This is a genomic window from Shewanella donghaensis, from assembly GCF_007567505.1.
GTDB classification, from domain to species: domain Bacteria; phylum Pseudomonadota; class Gammaproteobacteria; order Enterobacterales; family Shewanellaceae; genus Shewanella; species Shewanella donghaensis.
The window spans coordinates 1,073,487-1,093,334 of sequence record NZ_CP041783.1 but is presented as its reverse complement, the minus strand read 5'-3'; the positions used below and the strand labels follow the sequence as shown (position 1 = coordinate 1,093,334).

General features: G+C 39.3%; 15 protein-coding genes. 5 read left to right on the top strand and 10 right to left on the bottom strand.

The genetic code is table 11. From position 1 onward, the window contains the following. Window positions 1-7 precede the first annotated feature (7 nt). The 8 genes from FPK91_RS04575 to FPK91_RS04540 form a co-directional block, all read right to left on the bottom strand. A complete protein-coding gene (locus FPK91_RS04575; RefSeq protein ID WP_144208623.1) occupies window positions 8-3,313 on the bottom strand; it encodes a YdbH domain-containing protein in 3,306 nt (1,101 codons plus the stop codon). A 135-nt stretch (window positions 3,314-3,448) separates the two neighbouring features. Next, a complete protein-coding gene (locus FPK91_RS04570; protein WP_144208620.1) occupies window positions 3,449-4,294 on the bottom strand; it encodes a D-hexose-6-phosphate mutarotase in 846 nt (281 codons plus the stop codon). Between the two features lie 221 nt (window positions 4,295-4,515). After that, on the bottom strand, window positions 4,516-5,127 hold the full coding sequence (locus FPK91_RS04565; protein ID WP_144208617.1) for a DUF938 domain-containing protein: 612 nt from the start codon (window positions 5,125-5,127) through the stop codon (window positions 4,516-4,518). Window positions 5,128-5,132: 5 nt separating this feature from the next. Then, window positions 5,133-5,795: a response regulator transcription factor gene (locus FPK91_RS04560; RefSeq protein WP_144208615.1), complete on the bottom strand. Its 663-nt coding sequence runs from the start codon at window positions 5,793-5,795 to the stop codon at window positions 5,133-5,135. A gap of 242 nt (window positions 5,796-6,037) precedes the next feature. Continuing rightward, entirely contained in the window at window positions 6,038-6,814 is a 777-nt protein-coding gene (locus tag FPK91_RS04555; RefSeq protein WP_144208612.1) for a hypothetical protein, read from the bottom strand. A 185-nt stretch (window positions 6,815-6,999) separates the two neighbouring features. Next, window positions 7,000-7,434, bottom strand: a complete 435-nt coding sequence (locus FPK91_RS04550) for an acyl-CoA thioesterase (RefSeq protein ID WP_144208609.1) — start codon at window positions 7,432-7,434, stop codon at window positions 7,000-7,002. Window positions 7,435-7,575: 141 nt separating this feature from the next. Continuing rightward, entirely contained in the window at window positions 7,576-8,157 is a 582-nt protein-coding gene (locus FPK91_RS04545) for a phosphoglycerate mutase family protein (protein ID WP_158638062.1), read from the bottom strand. A gap of 150 nt (window positions 8,158-8,307) precedes the next feature. After that, on the bottom strand, window positions 8,308-9,387 hold the full coding sequence (locus FPK91_RS04540; RefSeq protein ID WP_144208603.1) for a TonB family protein: 1,080 nt from the start codon (window positions 9,385-9,387) through the stop codon (window positions 8,308-8,310). A gap of 256 nt (window positions 9,388-9,643) precedes the next feature. On the opposite strand from FPK91_RS04540, the gene FPK91_RS04535 reads away from it, so the two are divergent. Then, window positions 9,644-10,867 (top strand): HD-GYP domain-containing protein, encoded by a 1,224-nt coding sequence (locus FPK91_RS04535; protein WP_144208601.1) that lies wholly within the window; start codon window positions 9,644-9,646, stop codon window positions 10,865-10,867. A 141-nt stretch (window positions 10,868-11,008) separates the two neighbouring features. On the opposite strand, the gene FPK91_RS04530 is transcribed toward FPK91_RS04535, so the two are convergent. Then, complete coding sequence (locus FPK91_RS04530) at window positions 11,009-12,073, bottom strand: 3-deoxy-7-phosphoheptulonate synthase (RefSeq protein WP_144208598.1); 1,065 nt, start codon at window positions 12,071-12,073, stop codon at window positions 11,009-11,011. A gap of 191 nt (window positions 12,074-12,264) precedes the next feature. Next, window positions 12,265-13,077 carry a posphoenolpyruvate synthetase regulatory kinase/phosphorylase PpsR gene (ppsR, locus tag FPK91_RS04525; protein ID WP_144208595.1) on the bottom strand — a complete coding sequence of 271 codons (813 nt, stop codon included), beginning with the start codon at window positions 13,075-13,077 and terminating at the stop codon, window positions 12,265-12,267. 124 nt (window positions 13,078-13,201) lie between these two features. On the opposite strand from ppsR, the gene ppsA reads away from it, so the two are divergent. The 4 genes from ppsA (at window position 13,202) to FPK91_RS04505 (ending at window position 19,784) form a co-directional block, all read left to right on the top strand. After that, window positions 13,202-15,574: a phosphoenolpyruvate synthase gene (ppsA, locus tag FPK91_RS04520; protein WP_144208592.1), complete on the top strand. Its 2,373-nt coding sequence runs from the start codon at window positions 13,202-13,204 to the stop codon at window positions 15,572-15,574. 112 nt (window positions 15,575-15,686) lie between these two features. Further along, window positions 15,687-18,782: a D-2-hydroxyglutarate dehydrogenase YdiJ gene (gene ydiJ / locus FPK91_RS04515; protein ID WP_144208589.1), complete on the top strand. Its 3,096-nt coding sequence runs from the start codon at window positions 15,687-15,689 to the stop codon at window positions 18,780-18,782. Next, window positions 18,775-19,215, top strand: a complete 441-nt coding sequence (locus tag FPK91_RS04510; RefSeq protein WP_227006686.1) for a DUF1285 domain-containing protein — start codon at window positions 18,775-18,777, stop codon at window positions 19,213-19,215. Before ydiJ ends, FPK91_RS04510 begins: the two co-directional genes overlap by 8 nt. A 149-nt stretch (window positions 19,216-19,364) precedes the next feature. Further along, window positions 19,365-19,784 (top strand): MarR family winged helix-turn-helix transcriptional regulator, encoded by a 420-nt coding sequence (locus tag FPK91_RS04505; RefSeq protein WP_144208586.1) that lies wholly within the window; start codon window positions 19,365-19,367, stop codon window positions 19,782-19,784. Window positions 19,785-19,848: the final 64 nt, after the last annotated feature.

Genomic DNA, 19,848 nt, shown 5'->3' with positions numbered 1-19,848 from the left:
GTCCTTTTTACTTCACGGAACGTTCGATATCATTTTGCAGTTGGTTACCAATCTGCGTGCTTTTGAATAATTGAAATAAATTCTCTTCATGAGAGTAGTTTAAATGTATAGGGCGTTCAATATCCTGACTCTTTCCTTTTACCTTGATAGCAATACTTGCATCGCCATTGTTCTGCATGTCTAGGGTACTTATGAGCTCTGAGTATTGCAGATGTTCCAGGGCTTGTACTACAAGCTCTAAATAAGGTTGAGTGGTTTTGAGCTGTTCTAAGGCTGGATTGTCTGAGACTTGTATTAACCCACCTGGCGTTCTTGCGGCTAAATGCCCCCCTGATATATTCACTTTACCATCGATCAATGTTGCAGGTAAAACACCATCAAAAATACCGTCAGCATACACTCCTACTTGGGGTTGTGCTTCGAGTAAAGCCTGTAAACTAATGCCATTGAGGATTAAATAAGCTTCAGATTCATCTTGCAGTTTTACGTGAAATTCCGGTAATAAAAACTCACCATCAAGTAGTTTTCCACTGGCGGTTAAATTAATTTCGGTGTCACTTAAACCGCTGATTTCTTGTAACCAATTTTTAGGGGGGATCTGGGCATCTTTACCTAGTGAGATATTGGCGTTGAAATTGAGGTTTTCTAAGTTAATGCCTACATAGGCTTCTGCAATTGATAACGCTGTTTCTTGGCAAAGAAGTCGGCTTTGGCTATAGGTTTTAGTTGATATACTGTTAGCTTGCTGCCAGTTGAACTGGCAATTTGCGTTAATATTACCATCGTAAAAAAACCAATCATTATACAGTGCCTCTAATTCAGTTAATGATTGTTCAAACTTCATTTCAAACAGTGATATACCTTGGTTTTCAAGTAATGCAAAACCCGCTTCAAATTTGTTTTTTCCTGATACGTTTAATTCACTAGGCAGCATTTGTGTTTGTGAAAACACATTAAGTAGTGGTGCTAAGTCGGACTCTGTTCGCCACTGCCCAGCAACTGACATCGGATTGTTATTTTTAGGTAATTGCAATAAATGGTAGCTAGAAAGCGATAACTCATCGAGCTGCCATTGTTCCGTACTGGTGAGTAATTGGCTTTGTAACGAGATTGCTTGTTCTAGGTTTAATGAATTCAGCCTTAGAGCTGGGTATCGGCGTAATTTGGCTCGATTCATGGTTAATTTATCAATAGAAATATCATCTAGCTGCCAAGTTAAGTTTGCTCGATTAGTTTGTGCTAATAATATTCCCATTAAGCTTTTTTGATTTTGGCTACTTTTTATCAATGGCATATTGATGTCGGTGTCATTTTCCAGCGGTTTGGATGGGATAGACAGTTGTATTTCTTGTTGTGCATCAAGACTAAATTGAGCTATTTTTATGTCGAGAGACTCATCACCAATGATTAATCCATCTTTATTCACCACATCGAACATAGAAAATGTGTCGAAACCTAATGCGAAACTATCAAGATTAATTGTGGTACCACTTTCATCAATCATTAACGCACTGCCGAGCTTTTCTTGCCAGTCAATATGCTCAAATGATATGACTTTATTACCTAGCATCAATGCCAAATTAGCCAGTTTAATTTGAGTTGGGCTGATGACCTTAATACTGGTTTGGCTCTGTTTAGTCGTTGCTTCGCTGTTATCAGCCGCTGTTGAGCCGCGACTCTTGTGTTCAGTTTTGTGATTAGTAGATATTACCGCTGATATCTCTGTAGATAGCTCAAACTCATCAATAATTATTGATTTCTCTATCGCATCAAAACCGCTTAAATCGGCTTCCATATTTTGCAAAACGTCTAATTTTATCGTCGTTGCTAGCTGGGTGTTATGGTCATTTAGCGCGATATTATTATCTTTTAATCTTAGCTGAGTCGTGAGTAGCGGATGAGTTAATTGGGCATTTATTGTATTGGTGTGTAGCTGATAGAAATGGCCCAAATCGCTGCTTTCGTCAGCAAGTGAAATATCGACAGTAATAGGTGAGTCGATGCTAATTAACCAATCAATACTGGATTTACTTTCAAGAGGAGATTCTTGTAGTAATGAGCCCTTATAGACATTGTCGGTTATTAATCGTTTCTTATTAATAATGACATTGTCCAATTGAGTGAGAAGTGCAGCGGTAAATCCTGCTGATTGCTCATCAATGTAACCACCTAAGTCAATAAGGTCTTGCTTAGTGGTAGTTTGTTTCCAAGTTAACGGCGAAATAACCGCAGATATTTGGTTGCTTGGTTTATCAATATCGGTTGCCTGAGCACTGGTTTTAGCACTGGTTTTAGCACTAGTTTGAGTGCTGGCGTAAATGTCAGCCAATGGTTGGTAACTGATCTCAATATTTAAAGGTATTTCGGGTTTAAATAAGATGTTTTGATTGAGCGTGTTTCCAATCGTTGGGGATATTTCAATATTGGTAATTTCATTTTGGCTACTAATTTCACTGCTAGCTAATACTAATGTGGTCTGTGAATTCCACTGACCATGAAAGGCATAATTGGCATTTGCTATAGGCGATAGTATGGGGTCTAGGAATTTCGAAAGTAATAATAAACCTTGCTGCTCATCTTGATTAACGGTTTTAGATTGACGTTCAATCACTGATTCATTAAAGGTGAGAATACTCCCAATCAATTGGTGCAAATCAATTTCCGACTTAAGTTCCCAGTTAAGTTTGTTTAACGATACATCGACATTTATTAGGGGTTGTTGCATTAACAGCAACTTGCCTTGGAGGGATGTAAGGGCGCTAGTTTCAGTTAAGTGCTCTGGGGTTAAGTGACTTAGGGTTAAATCTCTTGTTTGAATAAATGGCTGGCCTGAGGTTTTGTCATCTGGCCAGTAAATATTTATCGTATTAAATTGAATGAAGGGGAGCTTATTTGAGCTTAAGCCTAAATTAGATTCATTGTCATTGCCATCATTCTTGCCTAAGAAACGCCGTTTAAGAAAAGAGTGACCAAGCTCTACATTGATAGTGTCAATTGTGAATGCAGTAATATCCTCTAGATTAAAGGACATGTTTTGCAGTGAACGAAAACCATTTTGTAAACGGAGTTCGATATTACTTAGTTTAATGTGGCTATCTTCGTATTCAAGTTCAATTACATCAAAGTTAATATGGTCAATACTGCTTATATTAAATGCTACTTTTTTAATACGGATATCATAAGGCGAGGCGAGGGTATTTAATGCGCTTAATGCTAAAGCGCGGAAATTTTGTTGAAGCACGACTAGGCCAATTGCTAAAGCAACAAAGATGAAGATAAATAATCGCTTAACAGTAAAAATACGAACTGTCATTTAGGCCAAGTGTCTTTTAAATTATTGATTACAGACTAGTTTATCACAGGGTTGTTGTTGCGAACATGCAGCTGTTGAGAAGATGCTATATTGCCATCTTCCCATCGGTGTTTACTAGGTTTTGTAAGGCGTTTGCTATAACCAGCGAATATGCGTCGTTAGTGTATGGCTTTCACCTGGTAATAACTTCACTTCATCTTCTAAAACGTTGGCAGTCTCATGGCAAACCATTGTCAGATAATCATCATCTTTAAAACGCGATAGTCGTTGAGACTTGTCTATCCATGGGTTCCACAATACTGCTGACTGGCTATTATCTCTGCTAACTTGGATGTCACCTTCTAAGGTGTGAAGTATCTGCGTGTCTCCAAGTTCGGTATATACGCGGTCTGTTTCCCGATTGAAATTAACTTTATCTGACTCTTGCGAGTATGGCCCTTTTCCAAACTCAATATATTTCGAGTTTTCAAATCCAGTTGCTGAAAGTTTGTGGATATCGCCGATAGGAAAATAGGTGTGAAGTGCTTGGGTGAAACTAATCGGGTAATCACCGTTATTCTTATTCACAATGCTCACACTTAAGGTGTCTGATAATGAGAATAAAACACTTATTTCAGTATCGTGTGGCCAATATTGTTGCTGTTCGTTGGTTATTTTTAAAGTAAAAATTAAATCTACAATTTGATCACGCATCTTTACAGAGGATAAAGACCATAAACTGGTTCGTGCAAAGCCATGTTGTGGGAATCCTGTTATCTCACTCGCTCCAAACCAAGGCCAGCAGATTGGAATACCGCCACGAATACCATTGCCGGGTTGATAGTCATCAGCGTCAGAAACCCATAATAGCGGGGCTTTGTCTGTAGGTTGAAATATATCAATTTGTGCACCTTGATGAAAAATTCTTGCCTGGCAAAGTGCGGTATTTATTTCGACAAAATCCAAACCGTTTGGGTGTTTTTTAGTGGTAACCGAACCCATAATGCGTATTCCTTGTATCAGATTTATTGAGACGTCTAAAAGTTGTTATTACAGTTTAAGCTTACAAAGTTTTAAAGAATAAAATAAGGCGTAAATTCATTGGAATTACGGTTTTACTGTTTGGTTTAATAGATAAAGCCCTAAGGTAAACTAGATTAGCTACACTTTTTATACTGGACAGATTGCTGAATCTGATGACTGAAGTTAAGTATTGGAAGCGATCAAACCTGAGTTCGAATAAAGTGCAGTAATCTATTGTTGGCAGGCATTTCAATATCATCTTGTAAACTCAAGCCTTGGTCGCTAGCAAGCTTTAAAATCCATTCAATATCTCTAATGCCACTATCAGGATTATTTTGCTTAAGCCATATATCAAATGAGGCGTTACTTTCACTGCTATATTGCCCTTGATAATTGAAAGGGCCATATATTGCGACGTTGCTATTCAAATGTAGATACTGTCCTAAACCATCAAAAAAATACTCAACCATTGATTTACTCATAATATGCAGAGTGTTTGCAGTATATAAACCGTCAAGCTTGTCTGATATTAAATTACTCGGCCAAGTCAAAGTGACATCAAGGCCAAATGCCGGTAACAAATTTTCTGAACCTTCCATTTCAATTCGCTGATTCAAATGGGGGAGGTAGGCATTTTGATCACTGGCCTGCCAGGTCAAGTGAGGAAGATTTTCAGCAAAAAATACGCAATGTTGGCCAGTGCCACTGCCAATTTCTAATACCTGCTTGGATTGCGAAAAAACCGATTCAAGGTGAGACAAAATCGGTTGTTTATTGTTTTCACAAGCTTGTGAAAATGGCAGTTGAGATATATCGCTTAAGATAGGTCGACCTTTTCCATTTCTAATTGTTGCAGAGCAATAACGGCTTGAGTTCTGTTTCGAACGCCAAGTTTACGAAATATTGCAGTCGCATGGGCTTTGATAGTGGCTTCAGATACGCCAAAGTCATAAGCGATTTGTTTATTTAACAAACCTTCAGCAAACATTTGTAACACGCGATATTGTTGTGGAGTAAGATCTGATAGTTTACTGGCCATTTGACTTGAAGGATCGTCTGAAACGGGTAATATTTCAGTCCCTTTGGGTAACCAAATATCGCCAATCAGCACAGCATCAAGTGCTTCTTTTAGTGTATCCATAGATGCTGATTTTGGAATAAAACCTGAGCTGCCATAATGGATAGCACGACTTATGGTTTGAATGTCTTCGTGTGCTGATATAACAACCACAGGAATATTCGGATAATGACCACGTAAATGGATTAACGTGGAGTAACCGTGTGAACCGGGCATTTGAAGATCGAGTAGAATCAAGTCAAGATCACTTGCTCTATCATCTAGCACTTTCTGCAGCGCTTCAGCGCTATCTGCTTCAAACCAATTGGTTCCTTGAAAGGCATTATTTAACGCTTGTCTTAATGCATTTCTAAAAAGTGGATGGTCATCTGCAATGATTATATTTAAATTTTGTGGCTTCATGGCTTTTTAGTTGTCTTGTTTGCACGTGAAGAAGATTCAATGTAACAGAAAACTTAACCAAAATTCTATGGCTTTTAGCTGCCGAGGAGATTTTAAGGACAATAAAAATCCGGAATGTAGACTTTTGTCTAATAATGCAGAGTCATTTAAAAAAATTGTTTTGTAAAAAATATAATAAGAGAGTGCTTTAGCACCCCCTTATCCATTACATCAATTTTAGTCGTTAGCTTATTGCTAAAACGTTAAAACTGTCTGTTATATTCGATTCTAAATTCACCTTTCTCGAAACTGGTATTTTCATCCCAGTTAGCAAATAAACGGACATTTTGAATCGGATCAATCTGGTAACTTGCAGCAAACTCGTGTGTTAATACAGAGTCGTCACCAGCAAATCCACTTGACTTAAACATATCTGAACCAGATATAGTGCCTAAGTACATCGGGTTGTAATTCAGCCAGATCTTATCGGTGATTTCAATTTTTGAGTACATACCAACAACATAGAAACTACCGTGCATATTATAACGGTCTGAAAACTCAGGACCAGTGCTGCCATCAAATGGTTCACCTACTGCAATACCGACACCCGCTAACGGATATAAGTTTAAACGGCCCATTTTAGGTAATGCCTGCATTAAACTGTAAGAAGCAGTACCCTGATTGGTAGTGAAATCCCATGAAGCATCAATTTGACTACCGAGGCCATTGGTTAGATCAATAGAAAAATTTCTATAACGAATAGAGTCGATAGAGTTAGTGTCTGAAGAGCCATTCCATCCGGTCAATTCACCAGCAAATCCCTTGACTTCAATAACATTCATACCCATGGTGCTAGCATCGCCTGTATCGTAGGCTTGGCCAATTTTCAAGTTTAATCCAGCGTCAGTAACACCTGCACCAACTTGAGTATAAACGGCTAGAGGATCTGACATATCTTGAACTTCATTCTCAGCAACATCTTCAGCAAAAACGTTTGATGCCATAAGGCATAAGCTAACAGCAAGTAGGTTTTTTTTCATAATAATAAAGCCTGTTGGGAAAGTTCAAATAACTTGCGCATATAGTATATTTATATGTTTGTGACTTGAAATGAGAAAAGGTTATTCTGGCTATAACCTTTGGTTGTTAGGAGGGGGCGTCGAGGAGTGAAATGTGTTATCGAAATTTGATAACACATTGATATAAAATATTATTATTACTTGTTTTATGGCCACACTTGAGTTGGTGTTCGATCCTCATCAACGGCGACAAAGGTAAACACCCCTCGAATGGCATGCTCGCGCATATCTTTATACATGTCTTCTAAGTAAATATTAACTTCAACCTTTATAGAGGTGTTACCCACATGTATTACTCGAGCAATAAGTTCTGCTAAACTCCCAGCAGGGATCGCCTTTTTAAAGTCAATTCGATCTGAGCTCACTGTGACTAAAGATTTACGACAAAAACGCGTAGCGGCAATAAAGGCGGTTTCATCCATCCATGCTAAAGCATCACCACCAAAGAGAGTGTTATGGTGGTTTGTATTTGAAGGAAAAATGGCTTTAATCACCCGAGATTCAGATTGCTCAATTCGAGCGGTTATTTCATCAGAATAATGTTCATTTTCTAAGGTTTCGGTTTCACTAGTGAAGGGCATACAGCTACCTAATATTATGCTTTTATTTGGCTCTGCAGCCAATGGAGGCGGGATTATACGTTTAAGCCGCTATAAAAGGTAGTTAGGATAAATGTAAGTTAGCTTTATTAGTTTCTTTCCAACTCTAGATTAGCTTGTTGCTTAGTATTTCAATAGCACCGTGGTAACAACCGGGGGGATTGTGTTTGCTGAGTAATAAATACTAACGATATAAAGTCTATCAAATTCATTCTTTTCGTTTATGTCAGTTCCAGGATTTCCGCCGAGTAACTCTACCAGTTTTGGAGTGGTGTTGCTGTGTCCAACAATCAATATTTCACTGTGTGGGCTTTGATGAAGTTGTTTTGCAAATGATGCAAGATCACGTGGATTATAGCTTGTTACAGCTAACGATTGCGATTGAGCCGTCGGCAGGGCGGTTTGTTGTGTTCTTTTATAATCCGTACTAAACACAGAATCTAAGTCGACAGCAGATAAGGTGTTGGCTAGGGTTAAGGCTCTATTCCGTCCTTGCTCAGATAAATCAGGGTTATCACCAGTGAGCTTTTCGCCATGACGTACTAGAAAAAGTGTTCTTACTTGTGTCAGCGTCGTATCGACTTTTGGTGCCTGCAAAGTTGAAAGTGAATTGCTGGCGACAGTATTAGCTGGGTTAGCATCACTATTGGCATGCACCATGAAACTGAATAGGAACAACAGTGAGATTTCACAAGTCCTACTCATTAATTTGATGCTCCATTTTATCATCTTTGATGAATTATTCATGTTGGCTTAGCCCTGTCAATTAATACTATCAATGTAAATTAAGCAGTTAAATTATATGGTCAGGTAATCAGCCTCACATGATTTCCTGACCATTATACTACCTGTGAATTAGCCGATGCTGAAACCCAGTTGAACTGTTGATTTAGCTTCAACAGGTTTACCGTCTACAAACTTAGGAGCGTAGCGCCAGTTTTTTAAGGCTTTTATACTCTCATTTTCAAAGGCTTTTCCGCCTTTTGACATTAAAATATGAGGTGATTTAACAAAGCCATTTTTATCAATGGTAAATGATATTTGAACCAGTCCCTCTTTTCTTTGTTTAGCTTTAGATTGAGGGTAATTAGGATTTTGCCTAAATATGGGGGTTTGTTCTTGGTTGTTATTCCATGGCTGCATATTTCCAATGGCTAAACAATGTTCAGTCGCTTTAGATGCTTCATCTTGTAAGCTGTATATCTCTACTAGTTTTGCATGAGCGCTTAACTCATAAGGGTGAGAATAATTTAGAACCTGATATTGTTTTATTGCAGTGAGCAATTTGGCCTCTGCTCTGGTGTATTGTTTCTCAGCTAAAAAAACGGTTCCTGCTAGGTAAGTGGCATAAACTCTATCAGCGGCATCTTCAGGCAATAATTCAATATAAATTTCTTCAGCATCAAGTAAGTAGTTCTTAACACTTCGCGTATATTCCTGAGTATTAACCAAACGGTTAAATGCTAATATTAGCGTTTGAGCATGCAATAAGGGCTTATTGATATTTTCACTAATATCAATAGCTTCACGAAATAAAGTTTTCGCTTGCTTACCATTTTTGGTTGCTTCAGCTAATAGTGTTAAAGGGTCAATTAATTCGATAGCTTCATCATCAAAATTATCACGATAGATGCCTAAAGCAAATTCATAATGTGAAATAGCATCAGTGATTTGGTGGTTTTTATTCATCGCACTGGCTAAGTTTAATGCTAAATTCGCGCTATTAATATCTTGTTCACCAAACTTGATTTGTCCTAAATCGAAAGCTTGCTGAGCGAATTGTAATTCAGTTTTAATATTATTTTGTGCAACGGCATCATTGTAATGATTGAAAGCACTATTAAAGTCAGCTGATTCAGCGTGACTTGTTATTGGCATAAGCAAGCTGGTGATTAATATCGCGGCAGAGGTAAGTGGAGATGAATGAGATTTCATCGAAGTCCTTTTCAGTTTTGTTTTCCATTAATCGCACACTTTATTAAAAGGAAGCCTGATTTACAACCTTTGTACTTGATCTATACGAAAGGTTTACAAAAGCAACTTACGTATTGCTGATTAGAGTACTTGCAAAAAAATATTGATATATCAGGGACGGTTCTTTGCTATCTGTAATAACTCAACAATACTTGTTAAAGAAATTATTTTTAAGCGACTAAACACCTTTTTTAAACAGACAATTCAAGGATGAGTAATGTCACCAATATTGGGTTCTTTAGCTGATTTGATAGAAATAAATGATTCTTTATCGGTTTGGCGAAAAGTCATTTTTGATAAGTTATTTGGCACATTAGCCATCATCTGTATTCCAGTATACTTTACCAGTGTCTACCTTTGTCTTGAGGCTAATCTCTGGCCAATGGCCATTTTTGACACCCTCGTTTATGCCGTCTTATTGACTATTCTGTTTAAACAAAGTATCTCAGATTCTCAACGGTTTTTCATTGGTTGTGGTCTTGCTTATAGTATTGGTGTCGGTTTTTTATTGGCGATAGGGCCTAGTGGGGCAGGCTTCTTTTGGCTATTCATCTTTCCCCCTTTAGCAGCGATTCTATTAGGTCGAATTGCAAGTTATTGGGCCCAAGCTATTAATGTGTTCTCCCTGCTCGTTATTGGTATTTGTTTTCAATTCCAACTTTTAATTTGGCCAAATATCGAAGGTTATAACACGGTTATTTGGTCTGTTGTGGCCATAAATTTTATTGCAGCAAACCTTATGGTGTCATTATCAATATGCTATTTATTGGAAAAGCTATCAAACTCTCTACAGAGCACCTTAACGTCAAGGCGAGCCACCGTGATTGGCTTAGCTAAGCTTGCTGAATATCGTGACAACGAAACAGGTGCACACCTATTGAGAATGCAGCAGTACACAGCCTTATTGGCTTCCCAAAGAGCGTTAGAACAAGATGCGCCTCAAGAGCTTACTGATTCATTCATTGAAGATATAACCTTATCATCGGTACTACATGATATTGGTAAAGTGGGCATTGCTGATGCTATTTTATTAAAACCTGGGCGGTTAACCGCAGAAGAATTTGAAAGTATCAAAGCACATCCTGTGATAGGTGCCGATGTGCTTAGTTCGTTAATAGAATACGCACCACAATGTAACTTTATTAAAATGGGTAGGGATATTGCTGGTGGGCATCACGAAAAGTGGGATGGCAGCGGTTATCCGAAAGGACTGCAAGGGGAAAACATTCCATTATCAGCAAGAATAGTGGCATTAGTTGATGTATACGATGCGCTTACTTCACCACGTTGCTATAAAAAACCTTTTAGTCATAAGGATGCTGTCAAATTAATCCGAGAAGGTAAGGCAAAACATTTTGACCCATATCTGGTTGAGAGCTTTATGACTATTCATCAGCAGTTTGAATACTTGTCGCTGTCTTCATTAGATGAAACTAAATGATTTACTGACATAAAGACTAACTCTTATAACCGTTATTTTCTGAAACAGAAAATAAGTTTGAAATATAGGCATAAAAAAACCAGTTAGCATGCTAACTGGTTTTATTGAATAAATAACCTTGAGCGTTACTTTATAGCATTCTTACTTCGATAAAAGCGCTTTACGATCTTTAGAAGCTTGAGCTAAATCTCGAAGTAATTTTTCAGAGTCTTCCCAATGCAGGCATGCGTCAGTAATACTTTGACCATAAGTCAGTGGCTGACCGTCAATCACTTTTTGATTGCCTTCAATCATAAAGCTTTCAGCCATAATCCCCGCAACCGCAGTGCTGCCAGAGCGCATTTGTGCCATGATGCTATCTGCAACATTCAGTTGGTTTTTGTGTTTTTTCTCACTATTGCCATGACTGAAATCAACAACGATACGTTGTGTTACGCCCACCGCTTCAAGTTGCGAGCGAACAATTTCAACATCTTCAGCAGAGTAATTAGGTTTTTTACCACCACGTAGAATCAAATGTCCGTATGGATTTCCGTGTGTACGGTATACAGCCATAGCGCCATCTTTATCTGGTGAGTAAAAAATATGTGGCACTTGAGCAGCGCGTACAGCATCAACAGCAATATTAATGTTGCCATCAGTACCGTTTTTAAATCCGACAGGACAAGATAATGCAGAAGCCATTTCTCTGTGAATTTGGCTTTCAGTAGTACGAGCACCAATAGCACCCCAAGTAATCAGATCGGCAATGTATTGGCCATTGACCATATCTAAAAACTCAGTAGCAATAGGCAGTTTTAATTCAGTAATTTGCTGAAGTAACTGACGCGCCATACGCAAGCCTTTATTAGGGCTAAAGCTGCCGTCTAAATCAGGATCTGAAATTAACCCTTTCCAGCCGACAATAGTACGAGGTTTTTCAAAGTAGACACGCATTACGATACATAAGTCATCTTTTAACTCATGATGTAATTTAGCTAAGCGCTGAGCATAATCCAACGCGGCTTCAGTATCATGGATTGAGCAAGGACCAATAATGACCAATAAGCGTTGGTCTTCACCTGCAATAATAGCTTCAACTTCACGACGTTGCTCAACTAAATAATCAGCAGCATCTTGAGTTAGCGGGTATTCAGATGCGAGTTGCGCAGGTGAGATAACCTTACATAATAGAGAAGTACGTAGTTCGTCTGTTTTAATTGTCATTCTTTTACCGAGCATGTTTGCGATGAATTAACATCATATTGCTCGGGATTATAACTAATTAGCCAGCGTTAGACACCCAGAAATAGAACTAGATTATCAACAAAACTAATCAAAATGACATAAGTTAGCCGAAAAAGGAGATGTTTCTTCAATTTCGGCACTTATTATCAGTTGATTAATAATGGTTAATCTTAAAACATGTGGCGTTTTAGACCTGAAATATCAAGAATTTTAGCAGATATTTCTTCTACTGAATGAAAAGTGGTATTCACAAAAGGAATGCGCTCCTTCTTATACATCATTTCAACTTCTTTTACTTCTATACGGCATTGTCTAAGCGATGAGTAGCGACTGTTTTCCATTCTTACTTGACGAATTTCATGCAATCGTTGTGGGTCTATCGTCAAACCAAATAATTTCGACTTATTACGCTTTAATGCTTCGGGTAACTTTAAGTTATCCATATCATCTTCAACAAATGGGTAATTAGCTGCTTTAATGCCAAATTGCATTGATAAATACAAGCTTGATGGCGTTTTACCACAACGAGAAACCCCTAACAAAATGATATCAGCTTCGTCCATATGTTTCATGGTTTGACCGTCATCGTTCTCCATTGTGTAGTTAATCGCCTCCATCCGAGAGTCATAGCCCATGTTGCCTTGACCATGAGTTCTATTAATGACAGGTTTGGCTTCGATACCTAATTGTTTTTCTAACGGGCTAACGAAAGTATTCAAAAAGTCATAATCCAAACCCTCGCTTGAATAAATAATGTCACGAATTTCTGGTTTTACAATTGAGTGAAAAACGACGGGGCGCAAACCTGTTGTAATATAACTATCATTTATTTGTTGCTTAACTTTCTCTGCTTTTTGGGTTGTCTCAACGAACGGAACTGTAAGCGCTTCAAATTCAACGGGAAATTGAGAAAGAACGGCATGTCCAAACACTTCGGCGGTGATTGCTGTGCCATCTGATATATAGAATACTTTTGGTGTCATTTCGGCCTCTTGTAGTAATAAAATTACAAATAAAATTATACATTTACGGTTGTTGTGTGGGAGTGTAGAATGCCGCTGCCCTCGTGTGAAGGGGCCATTGAAATAAACTTGTGGAGAGATAACTGTGCAGCAATACATACTCTGGTATCAAGAACTAGGAATGGGTGATGTAAACAAGGTTGGCGGCAAGAACGCGTCTCTTGGAGAAATGATCAGTAACCTAGCAAACGCTGGTGTACAAGTCCCTGGTGGATTTGCTACAACCTCTCATGCGTTTAATGAGTTTCTAGAGCAAAGTGGTGTTAACCAGAAGATTTTCGACATCCTTGCAACGCTAGATGTTGATGATGTTAATGAACTAGCGAAAGTTGGTGCACAGATCAGACAGTGGGTTATCGATACCCCATTTCAACCAGAACTAGAAAATGCGGTTCGTGAAGCTTACGAACAACTTTCTAGCGAGACTCAAGAAGCGTCATTTGCAGTACGTTCTTCAGCAACTGCTGAAGATATGCCAGATGCATCATTTGCGGGTCAACAAGAAACTTTCCTAAACGTTAAAGGCTTTGATGCTGTATTACTTGCGATTAAGCATGTATACGCATCGTTATTTAACGACCGTGCAATTTCTTATCGTGTTCACCAAGGTTACGAACATCAAGGTGTCGCATTATCTGCTGGCGTACAACGTATGGTCCGTTCAGATAAAGCCTCTTCTGGTGTGATGTTTACCATGGACACTGAATCAGGTAACAACGACGTTGTCTTTATCACTTCATCTTTCGGTTTAGGTGAAATGGTTGTTCAAGGTGCCGTTAACCCTGATGAATTCTATGTGCACAAACCAATTTTAGCGCAAGGGCATAAAGCCGTTGTGCGCCGTAATATCGGCAGCAAGCTTATTCAGATGGTTTACTCTGATGATGCATCTCATGGCAAGCAAGTTAAGATTGAAGATGTCGCTGTTGCTGAACGTGGCACTTTCTCTATTAATGATGAAGAAGTGATGGAGCTTGCAAAACAAGCTGTGATCATTGAACAGCATTATGGCCGTGCAATGGATATCGAATGGGCTAAAGATGGCAACGACGGTAAGTTATATATCGTTCAAGCGCGTCCTGAAACTGTTCGTAGCCGTGAAGACGTGCAACTAATTGAACGTTACCACTTAAAAACCAAAGGCGATGTTGTCTGTGAAGGCCGCGCAATTGGTCATAAAATCGGTACTGGCGTAGCTAAAGTGCTTGCTTCTATCGAAGATATGGATCAAATCAAGCCTGGCGATGTATTGGTTACTGACATGACTGACCCTGATTGGGAGCCTATCATGAAGCGCGCTAGTGCAATCGTCACTAACCGTGGTGGTCGTACTTGTCACGCAGCAATTATTGCGCGTGAACTAGGTGTGCCAGCTGTTGTTGGTTGTGGTGACGTTACCGACCGCATCAAAAATGGCCAAATCGTTACCGTTTCTTGTTCAGAAGGCGATACCGGTTTCATCTACGATGGTAAGCAAGAGTTTGAAGTTATCACTAACCGTGTTGACACCTTGCCTGAGCTACCAATGAAAATCATGATGAACGTCGGTAACCCTGATCGTGCATTTGATTTCGCTCGTTTACCTAATGAAGGTGTTGGTCTAGCTCGTCTAGAGTTCATCATCAACCGCATGATTGGTATTCATCCTAAAGCACTGCTTGATTTCAATTCACAAACGGCAGAGCTTCAGCAAGAAATCAACGAAATGATAGCTGGATACGAATCGCCAGTTGAGTACTATATTGCTCGTCTCGTTGAAGGTATTGCAACCATCGGTAGTGCGTTCTATCCGAAGAAAGTTATCGTACGTATGTCAGACTTTAAGTCTAACGAATACGCTAACCTTGTTGGTGGTGACCGTTATGAGCCTGAAGAAGAAAACCCTATGTTGGGCTTCCGTGGTGCAAGTCGTTATATCTCTGAATCGTTCCGTGACTGTTTTGCATTAGAATGTGAAGCAATCAAACGTGTTCGTAATGAGATGGGACTGAAGAACGTTGAGATTATGATCCCATTCGTTCGTACCGTTGATGAAGCAGCACAAGTTATTGAGCTACTTAAAGAAGAAGGTCTAGAGCGTGGTAAAGATGGTTTACGCGTCATCATGATGTGTGAGTTACCGTCTAATGCGTTATTAGCAGACCAATTCCTTGAGCACTTCGATGGCTTCTCTATCGGGTCTAACGATTTAACTCAGTTAACTTTGGGTCTAGATCGTGACTCTGGCATTATCAGCCATTTGTTTGATGAACGTAACGAAGCAGTAAAAGCGTTACTTTCATTAGCAATTAAAGCCGCTAAAAAGAAAGGTGCTTATGTGGGTATTTGTGGCCAAGGCCCATCTGACCATGCAGACTTTGCACAATGGCTTGTAGAACAAGGTATTGATACCGTATCACTTAACCCTGATACCGTTATCGACACTTGGTTATACCTAGCTGGTGAAGAAGCTAAATAAGCTTGAAAAGTTAGTTTTTGGTTAACTAATTTGTCAACTTGAACAAAAGCCGCTTTTAGCGGCTTTTTTTTTGTTTATAATGAACTCAAATTATTATAAACAGAAATTGACTATGTTACCGCTGCTATCACATCAACAGACGTTAGAACCCATTTACTTAAGCTTTCTTGATGCGCTTGAAGAAACTTCTTTTTCTGGCGAAATTGATAAACGTTATAGTGCGCGTTTAATCCAAGCTACAGACAATTCTGTTTACCAGTTTTTACCTCAAGCCGTCATTTATCCTTTATCCCAAGCGGATGTTGAACTGGTGATGACATTAGCTGCTGACCCACAATATAAACAAGTGACTTTTAGTGCTCGCGGCGGCGGAACTGGGACGAATGGCCAGTCATTAACCCATGGCTTAATTCTCGATGTATCAAGACATATGAATCAAGTTCTTGAAGTTAATGCTGACGAAGGTTGGGTTAGAGTTCAAGCGGGTGTGGTTAAAGATGCGTTAAACGATGCACTTAGGCCACATGGATTCTTTTTTAGTCCTGACTTATCGACGTCAAATCGCGCTACAGTTGGCGGAATGGTCAGTACCGATGCATCGGGTGCGGGTTCATTAGTTTACGGTAAAACATCCGATCATGTGCTTGGGCTCACCAGTGTCCTTGTGGATGGCAGCGTATTATCTACTACGCCAATATCTGCAGATGATGCATTTAATCAGTCTGAAGTGATGTCATTTAATGCCACCCCTTTTGCTGCGAACATTATCAGCACGATTGCCAAGCGTTGCCATGAAAAACGTGAACTCATTCTAAAACAGTTTCCGCCTTTAAATCGATTCCTGACGGGTTATGACCTTAAACATGTTTGGAATAATGATCTGACTCAATTTGATTTATCTCGAGTTATAGCTGGCTCAGAAGGCACATTGGCGGTGTTAACAGAGGCTAAATTAAATATCACGCCATTACCCAATACTCGGATGATGGTGAATATCAAATATGATTCATTTGAATCGGCGCTACGTCACGCGCCATCTTTGGTTAAGGCTAATGCTACGGTCGTTGAGACTATAGATTCAAAAGTATTAAATTTAGCCCGTGAAGATATTATCTGGCATTCCGTTTCTCATCTGATTGAGTCGGTACCCAACAAAACCATTGAAGGTATCAATATGGTTGAGTTTGCTGGTGAAGAGGATGAAGTCAGACAACGAATCGCAGCGCTTGAAAGTACACTTTCTATGCAGCTTGCCAAAGAGCAAGCCGGGGTAGTGGGATACCAAATTACCGAAGATAAGCCTAGCATTAATAAAATTTACGCCATGCGTAAAAAAGCGGTGGGTTTATTAGGGGCCACAAAAGGTCGTAGAAAACCTCTCGCATTTGCTGAAGATACCGCAGTACCGCCTGAAAACTTAGCTGACTTCATCATGGAGTTCCGTGACTTGCTAGATGGGCATAAATTGCAATATGGCATGTTTGGTCACGTTGATGCAGGCGTACTCCATGTGCGTCCCGCATTAGATATGTGTGATGAAGCTGATGAAAAACTACTTAAAGTGTTATCCGATCAAGTTGCTGAACTCACGCTTAAATACGGCGGTTTGATGTGGGGCGAGCATGGAAAAGGCGTACGTGGGGAATATGGCCCTGCAGTATTTGGTGATGAGTTATATGGCGAACTTGAAGAGATTAAAGGACTATTTGACCCTGATAACCGACTGAATCCAGGAAAACTTGTCGCACCAAAAGACAGTGGCCCGATGATGTTTAATGTCGATAGCGTTAAACGAGGCACCTTTGATAGACAAATTCCGATTCAAGTACGTGATGCATTTCCTGATGTGATGAATTGTAATGGTAATGGTCTGTGTTTTAACTACAGCAGCTATTCGTTTATGTGCCCGTCTTTTAAAGCGACGGGCGATCGCATACATTCACCGAAAGGCCGTAGTGGTTTGATGCGTGAATGGTTAAGGTTACTTGAAGCAGAAGGCGTTGATGTTGAAGCGCTTGCTCAATCTAAGCCTTTAAGCATCATGCAGCGAGTGCAAAATAGTTTTAACATTGGCCGCGATTATGATTACTCCCATGAAGTGATGGACTCCTTAAAAGGCTGTTTAGCCTGTAAGGCGTGTTCTGGTCAGTGTCCTGTTAAAGTGGATGTACCCAAGTTTAGAGCACAGTTCTTTAATATTTATTACAAGCGCTACATGCGACCTGCAAAAGACTATTTAGTGGCAGGTATCGAAGACATGTTGCCAATAATGGCAGCGATGCCAAAAGTCACTAATTTTGCCTCGCAAAATAAATTAAGCCAATGGGTTATCAAAAAATCCATTGGTTATGTTGACTCTCCTGCGTTGTCCGTACCGACCTTAAAACAACGTCTTGATGGCCATGAAAGTCGTGGCTATGACTTAGAAGCGCTGCAAAGCATTCCGCTATCAGAGCGCGCTAATTATGTGTTAGTTGTGCAGGATCCATTCAACAGTTTTTATGATGCAGAGCTGGTATATCGTTTTATTCAATTGATTCAGGAGATGGGTTTAAAGCCTGTTTTATTGCCGTTTAAACCTAATGGTAAACCCACTCATATCAAAGGATTTTTAGACAAATTTGCCGCTACGGCTAAATCAAGTGCTGACTTCTTAAATCAAGTCCATGACCTTGATATGCCGATGGTAGGACTGGATCCTGCTTTAGTGCTTTGTTACCGCGACGAGTATCAAGAAGTATTAGGATCCCAGCGAGGTGATTTCGAAGTGCTGTTAGCCAATGAATGGTTAAATGACGCGATTAAAACCTTACCCGCGCTTAATAAGAATGACCAATCATTTAGTTGGTTTAGTCATTGCACCGAATCAACGGCTAAGCCTGCGACCCCTAATGAATGGAAAGCTATTTTTAATCACTTTGGTGCTGAGTTTGATGTTATCAATGTGGGTTGTTGCGGTATGGCGGGGACTTATGGCCATGAATTGGACAATCTTGGTCGCTCAACAAAACTGTTTGCAATGTCTTGGCAGCCAACTTTAGACAGGATTGCTGAAAAAAGCCAAGTCTTGGTTTCAGGTTATTCTTGTCGAAGCCAAGTTAAGCGCTTTGCTGGCTTTAAACCTAAACATCCCGTTGAGGCATTATTACAGTTATTGATTGCCGAAAAAGAACGTAAAGAACATGTAGTAAGAGCAGAAAATGCCTAAGATGATAAAGGATATACCGCTTAGTATTGCCGAACAGTTAGGTTCTGATGTCGAGTTGTGTAGCAATGAAGCATTATTTGATATCAATGCCAAAGGTGAATGGGCGTATTTATCTAGCCCTTTACCGACTAAATTTGCCAAACTTTTTGCCAGTGTGTTGCATTGTATTGATAATGAATACTATCTGATTACACCAGTCGAGAAGGTCAAAGTGAACGTGGTGAACAATGCCATTATCATTGTGGATTACATTATTGCGGCCAATAATGGTTTAAAGTTAATTAGTAGTATTGGCACCGAGCATGATATGGCTGATATCAATATGGTTGTTTTATCTGAAGAAAAAATTGAAATGCCTATTGAACGTGGTATTACAGCTTGTTTAGGTAGGGCTTGTTACTACCGTTATATCAATCAATTTGTAATAGATTGAGCCAATAAACGGTCATATTCGTATGGTACGTTAGATTAAGGTGCCATGTTACATAGAGTTATTCTATTACGTTTGGTAATTTAAAGCCTGTAGGTTGAAGTTATATTTAATGCTTAGCGATGGATTGATGAGCTTGTAGGAGCGGTTATATGAAACGATATGAAAGCTTATATTATCAAATATCTCATCTCAATATTAGATTGCAAAGTGAGTTAGATGAGCGTTTAAAACGTTACCAGTTAGATGTGAAACTTTGGCCAGTATTATTTTCTCTATGGCAAGAAGAGGGCATAAGTCAAACCGAGTTGTCTAAAGTATGCGATGTAGCTAACTACACCATGACGAGGTTATTAGACCAACTACAAGTTCAGGGGTACATTACTCGCCATCAAGAGTCTGATAATCGTCGTACTTTTAAAATCTATTTAACCGATGCGGGTAAGGCTTTAGAGCAAGACTTAATTGGCGAAGCAGAATGGGTCAACCAAAAGTGTCTCAGCGCCTTATCCTATGATGAACAACGCATTTTTATGGGTTTACTGAATAAGATTAATCAACAAGCTGATTAACGCTTTGATTATCAGAATTAAGAGTTAAGAGTTAAGAGTTAAGAGCTATTAACCTAAGCTATAA